Consider the following 6,452-nt stretch of genomic DNA (forward strand, 5'->3'; position numbering starts at 1 on the left):
CAAATTTTGGTGGCAACGATAATCCCTGCCCCATCGTTAAAATCGGCTCTTCCAAGCTGAATCCCGGTGTGGTCGTCGCAATTTCAATTCGATTATCGCCCGGATCTCTGACGTATAAGCTCTTGAACCAACCACGATCAGCGTACTCTTCAATATTTAAGTGCTGTTCCTTGGCAATGTCCCAAAATCTGAACAAATCGGCTTTTGTCGGTGCTTGAAGGGCGATGTGATCAATGCTGCCACGACCAAAGCGGGTTTTAACATCTGGTTGATCACTTTCAAATAACTCAATTGATTGTTGGTCATCTAATTCAACGACATCATCCTTAACCGAAATCCCGAGCCAATTCTGAAAGAAGGCAGCTGTCGCTTCAGGATCCGGAACGTGCAACTCAGTTCCCATTAAATGCGTAATCTGATAGTCGGCTGGAATCCCGTTATCTGGGACAACCCGCATATCCGTTAAACGTTCACTTGTCTGTAAGAATTTAATTTCAACATCATCAGGATCTTGAAACGTAATCCCATTTTCAATATCGGTGGTCGAAACGGAATGTTCTGCCAATCGTTGTTTCCAAAATGCCAAGCTGCCATTCGGAACCGATAATTTAATATTGTTGAAAAAATGTTTTCCATCCGTTCGATGGCCTAATAGCGGGACGACAAAAAACGTCACCACTGAACCCGGCGTTCCAAGATAATCGCCGTAAAATAAATGACGAATTCGAATATTTTCCTGGTTCACAGAGTTTTTGACCAATCGCATCCCTAATACCCGCGTGTAAAAGTCAATATTTCGCTGGGCATCTCTTGCTAATAATGAAATATGATGTGTTCTCATTGCTATCCTCCTGGTTCCTGATTAGCTTATTAACCTTATTGTATCATGAATGAATCCGCTTTCTTATAATAAGCATTTTTAATCTGGGCACCAGACGCCCCATCAAACACATGGAAAGATGAAATAAGTGTGAGCAAAACATTTGACCTTTTTTGACCAATAAACTATCATATTAACATGAACTTGGCGTAAGTCATCTTTCATAAAACCTATAAGGAGGCATCTTGAATGAATTTAGTGCCAACCGTCATTGAACAATCCGCAGGCGGCGAACGTGCGTATGATATTTATTCACGTTTGCTAAAAGACCGTATTATCATGTTATCTGGCCCAATCGAAGACGACATGGCAAATGCGATTATTGCCCAATTACTATTCTTGGATGCTCAAGACTCAGAAAAAGATATTTACCTTTACATTAACTCACCTGGTGGTGTTATCACTTCAGGAATGGCAATTTACGATACCATGAACTTCATCAAATCTGACGTTCAGACCATCGTAATGGGTATGGTGGCCTCAATGGCTTCCGTCCTTGCCTCATCCGGTGCCAAGGGCAAGCGTTTCGCATTGCCACACGCCCAAGTCTTGATTCACCAACCATCTGGTGGTGCACAAGGCCAACAAACTGAAATTGAAATTGCTGCTGAAGAAATTCTCAAAGCACGTAAGATGATCAACAACCTCTTAGCTGAGAATTCTGGCCAACCAATCGAAAAAATCAATAAGGATACTGAGCGTGACAACTACTTGACCGCTCAAGAAGCCGTTGATTATGGATTATTGGATGGTATCATGACCAGTAGTTCAGAAAAACAATAATTCAGTTGAATAATGGAAATTAATGTTTCCAAACAAAAACGAGATTCTGACAAAAGTGTCAGGACCTCGTTTTTTTGTGATTTGATAGTTACTTATTAAAGCGCAAGCCAACCTACTGGTCCCAAAGTGTCCTTGGCCTCACTCCCCCTTTTTCGTTAGCAGATGTTTGCGTTAGCAGATGTTTGATTAAAGCAATTTGACCGACTAAAATAAAGGTGTAGTTCGTTAAGAAGTTAACAAAAGGATTTACGAATAGAGGCCATTAAGATGAATGCAAATCAAACTAAAGAAGAACCAACAACTTCTGAATCAATTCCGACAGAAATGAAAGCTTGGGAAATTGTCAAACCAGGGCCAATTGATGGCGACACTTCCCCACTTAGATTTACGACCAAACCCGTACCAAAACCACAACGAGGTGAAGTATTGGTCAAAGTGATTGCCTGTGGGGTTTGCCATACCGACCTCCATGTAACTGAAGGCGACCTGCCAGTTCACAAACAAAATTTGACACCTGGTCACGAAATTGTCGGCAAGGTGGTTGCCATGGGGCCTGAAACCCGGCGTTTTGCACTAGGTGACCGGATTGGCATTCCTTGGCTGCGGTGGACATGTGGGGTTTGCGAGTATTGCCGATCCGGAAGAGAAAACCTCTGTCCAAACTCATTGTATACCGGTTGGGACCACGATGGCGGTTATGCCGAATACGCCACGGTTCCGGAAGGGTTTGCCTATCGGATTCCCGCTCGGTTCGATTCATTGACCGCGGCCCCACTTCTGTGCGCTGGAATCATTGGTTACCGAGCCTATGAGCGGGCAAACGTTCCAGCAGGCGGTACATTAGGCCTTTACGGATTTGGCGGCTCTGCCCACTTAACGGCTCAAATCGCGATGAAACAGGGAATTGAAGTGCACGTCCTCACGCGAGGCGAAGACGCACGTAAATTTGCCCTTCAGCTGGGGGCTGCATCTGCTAGAGGAACCTATGATATGCCACCAGTTAAGCTGGATTCGGCCATTAATTACACCCCCGTTGGTGACGTCGTTCCAAAGGCGATGGAAGCTTTGAAGCCCGGCGGCACGTTGGCAATGGCCGGCATTCACTCAACAGATATCCCACAGATGTCGTATCCGACCCACATTTTCCATGAAAAGAATTTAACCAGCGTTGAAAGCAACACCCGCCGGGATGGCGAGGAATTCTTAACTTTGGCTGACCGGTTAAACATTCATCCGGAAATCACCGAGTATCCCCTTGAAAAGGCAGCCGATGCCTTAAAGTATATTGCTAAAGGAGACATTCGCGGCGCATGTGTGTTGCGGGTGAGTGAAGGATAAAAATTTAAAAAATATAATCAAAAAGGGAGTGTGCCAAAAGGCGGGTTTGCTTCCGTAGCATAACCTAGAATGACTTTTTGAGCTGAAAGCTCGGAAAGTTATTCGTAGTTATGCCTAGGAAGCAACCTTTTGGCACACGTTCCAGCTATATAAAATTGAAAAAGCAAGGGGCTGTTGGCAAAACGGTAGTTTTGTCACAGCCCCTGTTACATCTCTGGTTCAAATCCCTGTGCCAATTTGCCGGCATATTCATTAATCTTTCGCAGCCGATGATTAACGCCGGATTTGGAAATTGGCCCACCTTCGACCAAATCGCCCAATTCCTTTAAGCTGACTTCAGGATGCTGAAGCCTGGCCCGGGCAACTTGAGCCAGTTTTGGTGCCAAGCTGTTTAAGCCCACCATTTCATCAATCAACTTAATGTTTTCAATTTGCTTGCTGGCAGCGTTAGCCACCTTATTCAAATTGGCATTTTCGCAGTTCACCAACCGGTTGACTGAATTACGCATGTCACGAACGATTCGAATATCTTCAAACTTCAGCATTGAACTAGTGGCCCCAATTAACTGAAGAAAGTCGGCGATCTTTTCAGCTTCCTTCAAATAAGTGATATACCCACTCCGACGTTGCGTTGTCCGTGCTTTTAAACCATATTGATTCATCATTTCCATGATCATTTCATTGTGGTTTTCATACAAAGAATAAATTTCCAAATGGTATCTGGAAGTTTCAGGATTGTTAACAGATCCGCTGGCTAAAAATGCGCCGCGGAGGTAGGAGCGGATTTGCGCATCTTCTGTTAACATGTGGTTTGGCACCCTTTCAACGATTGAAGCACCGTCAAAAATTCCCAAATCATCCAGTAAGGAAGTCGCTTTATTTTCGACCCGTAGAATATAGAGATTATTTTTCTTTAACTTCATCTTGCGCCGAACACTCAACTCACCTGTGATGCCGTAGAATTTTGAAAGTAACTTATACATTCGTCGGGCTATCGCGGGATTCTCTGAAGAAACATTTAACACAAAATGATGATTTGAAATCGAGAGGGAGCCATTGATGCGAATCAAGGCCATCAGTTCCGCCTTGGCATTGTCTCGATGGACGGTCAAGGAAGTTAATTCCTTCTTGACCTCACTTGCGTAGGACATGTGATCCCCTCCTTTTCTAGCAGTCCAAGGTTACTTGTGGTCGTCTAGGGACCGGCCTAATAAATTGATTAATTCGTCGGCAACTTCCTGCCCATTATGAAACGCCCCGCGGTCTTTTAATTCGAGAAAATCGGCGGAGATAACGCGACAGCCCATTGCCCGCAAACCGGCGAAATCGTGTTTAACGGGTTGTGAGACTTCGTTCCATTTCTTGTGATCAATATATTCAGCAGGCACTTCTTTGATATTTACCAAAACGGTGTTGATAAAATTCATCCCCAAATGTCGGTTCAAAACCCGCACATGGTCAGCTTCGGTAAAGTTTTCGGTTTCGCCCTTTTGGGTCATGATATTGCAAATATAAACAATGTCGGCACTCGTCTGTCGAAGAGCTTCGCCAACGTTTTCAATCATTAAGTTGGGTAAAATACTGGTAAACAAGCTTCCGGGGCCCAGGACGATCTGATCAGCGTTCATGATGGCGTCAATCACCTGTTCAACCGCTTCTGGTTTGTGGGAATCATCAGTCGTTTCCACCCAGACACGTTTAATCATCTTACCAGCAGCCGTAATTTCCGACTCGCCGCTCAAAAAGGTACCATCACTAAATTCGGCATTCAATTCGAGGGGCTCGTTGGCAGCGGGATAAATGTGCCCGTCAACTTGCAGCATTTTACTCAGAATTTGCACGGAGTCGAAAATGCCGCCCTTCATTTCTGATAATGCTGCAATGATCAAATTCCCCAACGCGTGGCCGGCAAAAAATTGGTCCGAGCTCTTAAAGCGATACTGAAATAAATCAAGGTACAGGTCTGGCATGTCCGATAACGCCACCATGACGTTACGAATATCTCCAGGTGGCACGACGTTAATGTAGTTTCTCAAAATACCGGACGAACCGCCATCATCGGCAACCGTTACGACCGCCGTAATGTCAACATGACGATTACGTAAATTCTTGAGGATAACGGGTAAACCAGTCCCTCCGCCGATCACAACGATCCGCGGCCGATGGGTGTGCAATGCATCAATCATCAGTTACCCTCCTTTGTCTTGTGCCGATCAATGTCTCTATGAGTAATATTGACCGGATAATTGGCTTTTAAATCTTTGCCCAGTTGTTGCGCGATCGCCACGGAGCGATGTTGCCCGCCCGTACAGCCAATCGCAATTGTCAGACTCGCTTTGCCTTCGTTTTCATAACCTGGCATTGTGTAGTTCAACATATCCAGTAATTTCGAATAAAATTCCTGGGCGCCTTCTGAAGTCATCACATATTGTCGGACCTCACTGTCAAGGCCGGTCTTATAGCGCATTTTGGCGTCATAATACGGATTCGGCAGAAAGCGGACATCCATGACAATGTCGGCATCCAGTGGCAGGCCGTATTTGAAGCCAAAAGACATCACTTCAATATGAAACGTGTGAGTGGCATCAGTAGACTCGAAGTTATGGAAAACTTCCTCACGAAGCCTTCTGGGGGCCATATTGGTCGTATCAACGACAAGGTCAGCTGACTGCTTGACGTTTGCTAACAATTCACGTTCTTTTTTTATCCCGTCAATCACACGGCCATTTCTCGCAAGTGGATGGGCGCGACGGGTTTCCTTATATCTGGAAACTAATTTTTGATCAGACGAATCAAGAAAAATAATATCGACATTATTGTTATCACTCTTTCTCAGATCACTAAACATGTCGATAATTTCGTCGTAAAAGACTTGGGAACGCAGATCCATCACTAAAGCAATCTTATTGATATCGCGTTCCATCCTGATCAATTCTTTAAATTTGGGTAACAACGTTGGTGGCATGTTGTCAACACAAAAATAGCCCAGATCCTCAAAGCTTTGCATTGCAACGGTCTTGCCAGCGCCACTCATCCCAGTAATAATGACAAATTGGTTGTTCACGGCCATAATGATTTCCTTTCGTATAACGAACTTTAAACAGTATAACATACCGGGCGTATCATTTTAAAGCAAAACCGTATCGCGGCACCAAATCGTGACCAGCCGGTGGCATAAAACACAAGGTGGCTAATCCCAAAATTTAAGCCCCGCATTCAATTATTCCAAAAAGCAGGAACAATCGCTTGCGGGGCTTAAATTTTGGGACCAAATCGGTTCTTGACCCATTCGCATCAAATTTATGATTTAGTTGCTTTAACTGTTTGCTTTTCAGCAGCCTGAGTCAGCTTTTTGTCTCGTTGCAAAACGGGCTTGAGATACTGCCCCGTGTAGCTGTTGGAAACTTGAGCGATTTGTTCCGGCGTCCCGGTGGCCACAATTGTGCCGCCA

Annotated in this window: 6 protein-coding genes; 2 read left to right on the forward strand and 4 right to left on the reverse strand. The window is 44.7% G+C overall.

Features of this window, described 5'->3' with window-relative positions; translation table 11 throughout:
- On the reverse strand, nt 1-841 hold an 841-nt coding region (locus tag AB3112_RS07015), incomplete at its 3' end, for a VOC family protein (protein WP_367334181.1).
- A 228-nt stretch (nt 842-1,069) separates the two neighbouring features.
- On the opposite strand from AB3112_RS07015, the gene AB3112_RS07020 reads away from it, so the two are divergent.
- Both AB3112_RS07020 and AB3112_RS07025 read left to right on the forward strand, forming a co-directional pair.
- On the forward strand, nt 1,070-1,663 hold the full coding sequence (locus AB3112_RS07020) for an ATP-dependent Clp protease proteolytic subunit (RefSeq protein WP_367334182.1): 594 nt from the start codon (nt 1,070-1,072) through the stop codon (nt 1,661-1,663).
- A gap of 267 nt (nt 1,664-1,930) precedes the next feature.
- A complete protein-coding gene (locus tag AB3112_RS07025) occupies nt 1,931-3,001 on the forward strand; it encodes a zinc-dependent alcohol dehydrogenase family protein (RefSeq protein WP_075141269.1) in 1,071 nt (356 codons plus the stop codon).
- A 206-nt stretch (nt 3,002-3,207) separates the two neighbouring features.
- On the opposite strand, the gene whiA is transcribed toward AB3112_RS07025, so the two are convergent.
- From whiA to rapZ, 3 genes are read right to left on the reverse strand one after another with little or no spacing between them, the layout of a single operon-like run.
- Complete coding sequence (gene whiA, locus AB3112_RS07030; protein WP_084975110.1) at nt 3,208-4,152, reverse strand: DNA-binding protein WhiA; 945 nt, start codon at nt 4,150-4,152, stop codon at nt 3,208-3,210.
- Between the two features lie 30 nt (nt 4,153-4,182).
- The gene (gene yvcK / locus AB3112_RS07035; RefSeq protein WP_057910238.1) at nt 4,183-5,187 is read right to left on the reverse strand and encodes a YvcK family protein; all 1,005 of its coding nucleotides are present in this window, start codon (nt 5,185-5,187) and stop codon (nt 4,183-4,185) included.
- Complete coding sequence (gene rapZ, locus AB3112_RS07040) at nt 5,187-6,071, reverse strand: RNase adapter RapZ (RefSeq protein WP_084975108.1); 885 nt, start codon at nt 6,069-6,071, stop codon at nt 5,187-5,189. Before rapZ ends, yvcK begins: the two co-directional genes overlap by 1 nt.
- Nucleotides 6,072-6,452: the final 381 nt, after the last annotated feature.

The organism is Lentilactobacillus sp. (assembly GCF_040773105.1).
Lineage (GTDB): Bacteria > Bacillota > Bacilli > Lactobacillales > Lactobacillaceae > Lentilactobacillus > Lentilactobacillus parabuchneri.

Excerpts from the sequence above, each read along its gene's own strand:
- yvcK (WP_057910238.1), bottom strand. The coding sequence starts at position 5,187 with ATGATTGATGCATTGCACACCCATCGGCCGCGGATCGTTGTGATCGGC.
- AB3112_RS07025 (WP_075141269.1), top strand. The coding sequence starts at position 1,931 with ATGAATGCAAATCAAACTAAAGAAGAACCAACAACTTCTGAATCAATT.
- AB3112_RS07020 (WP_367334182.1), top strand. The coding sequence starts at position 1,070 with ATGAATTTAGTGCCAACCGTCATTGAACAATCCGCAGGCGGCGAACGT.
- rapZ (WP_084975108.1), bottom strand. The coding sequence starts at position 6,071 with ATGGCCGTGAACAACCAATTTGTCATTATTACTGGGATGAGTGGCGCT.
- whiA (WP_084975110.1), bottom strand. The coding sequence starts at position 4,152 with ATGTCCTACGCAAGTGAGGTCAAGAAGGAATTAACTTCCTTGACCGTC.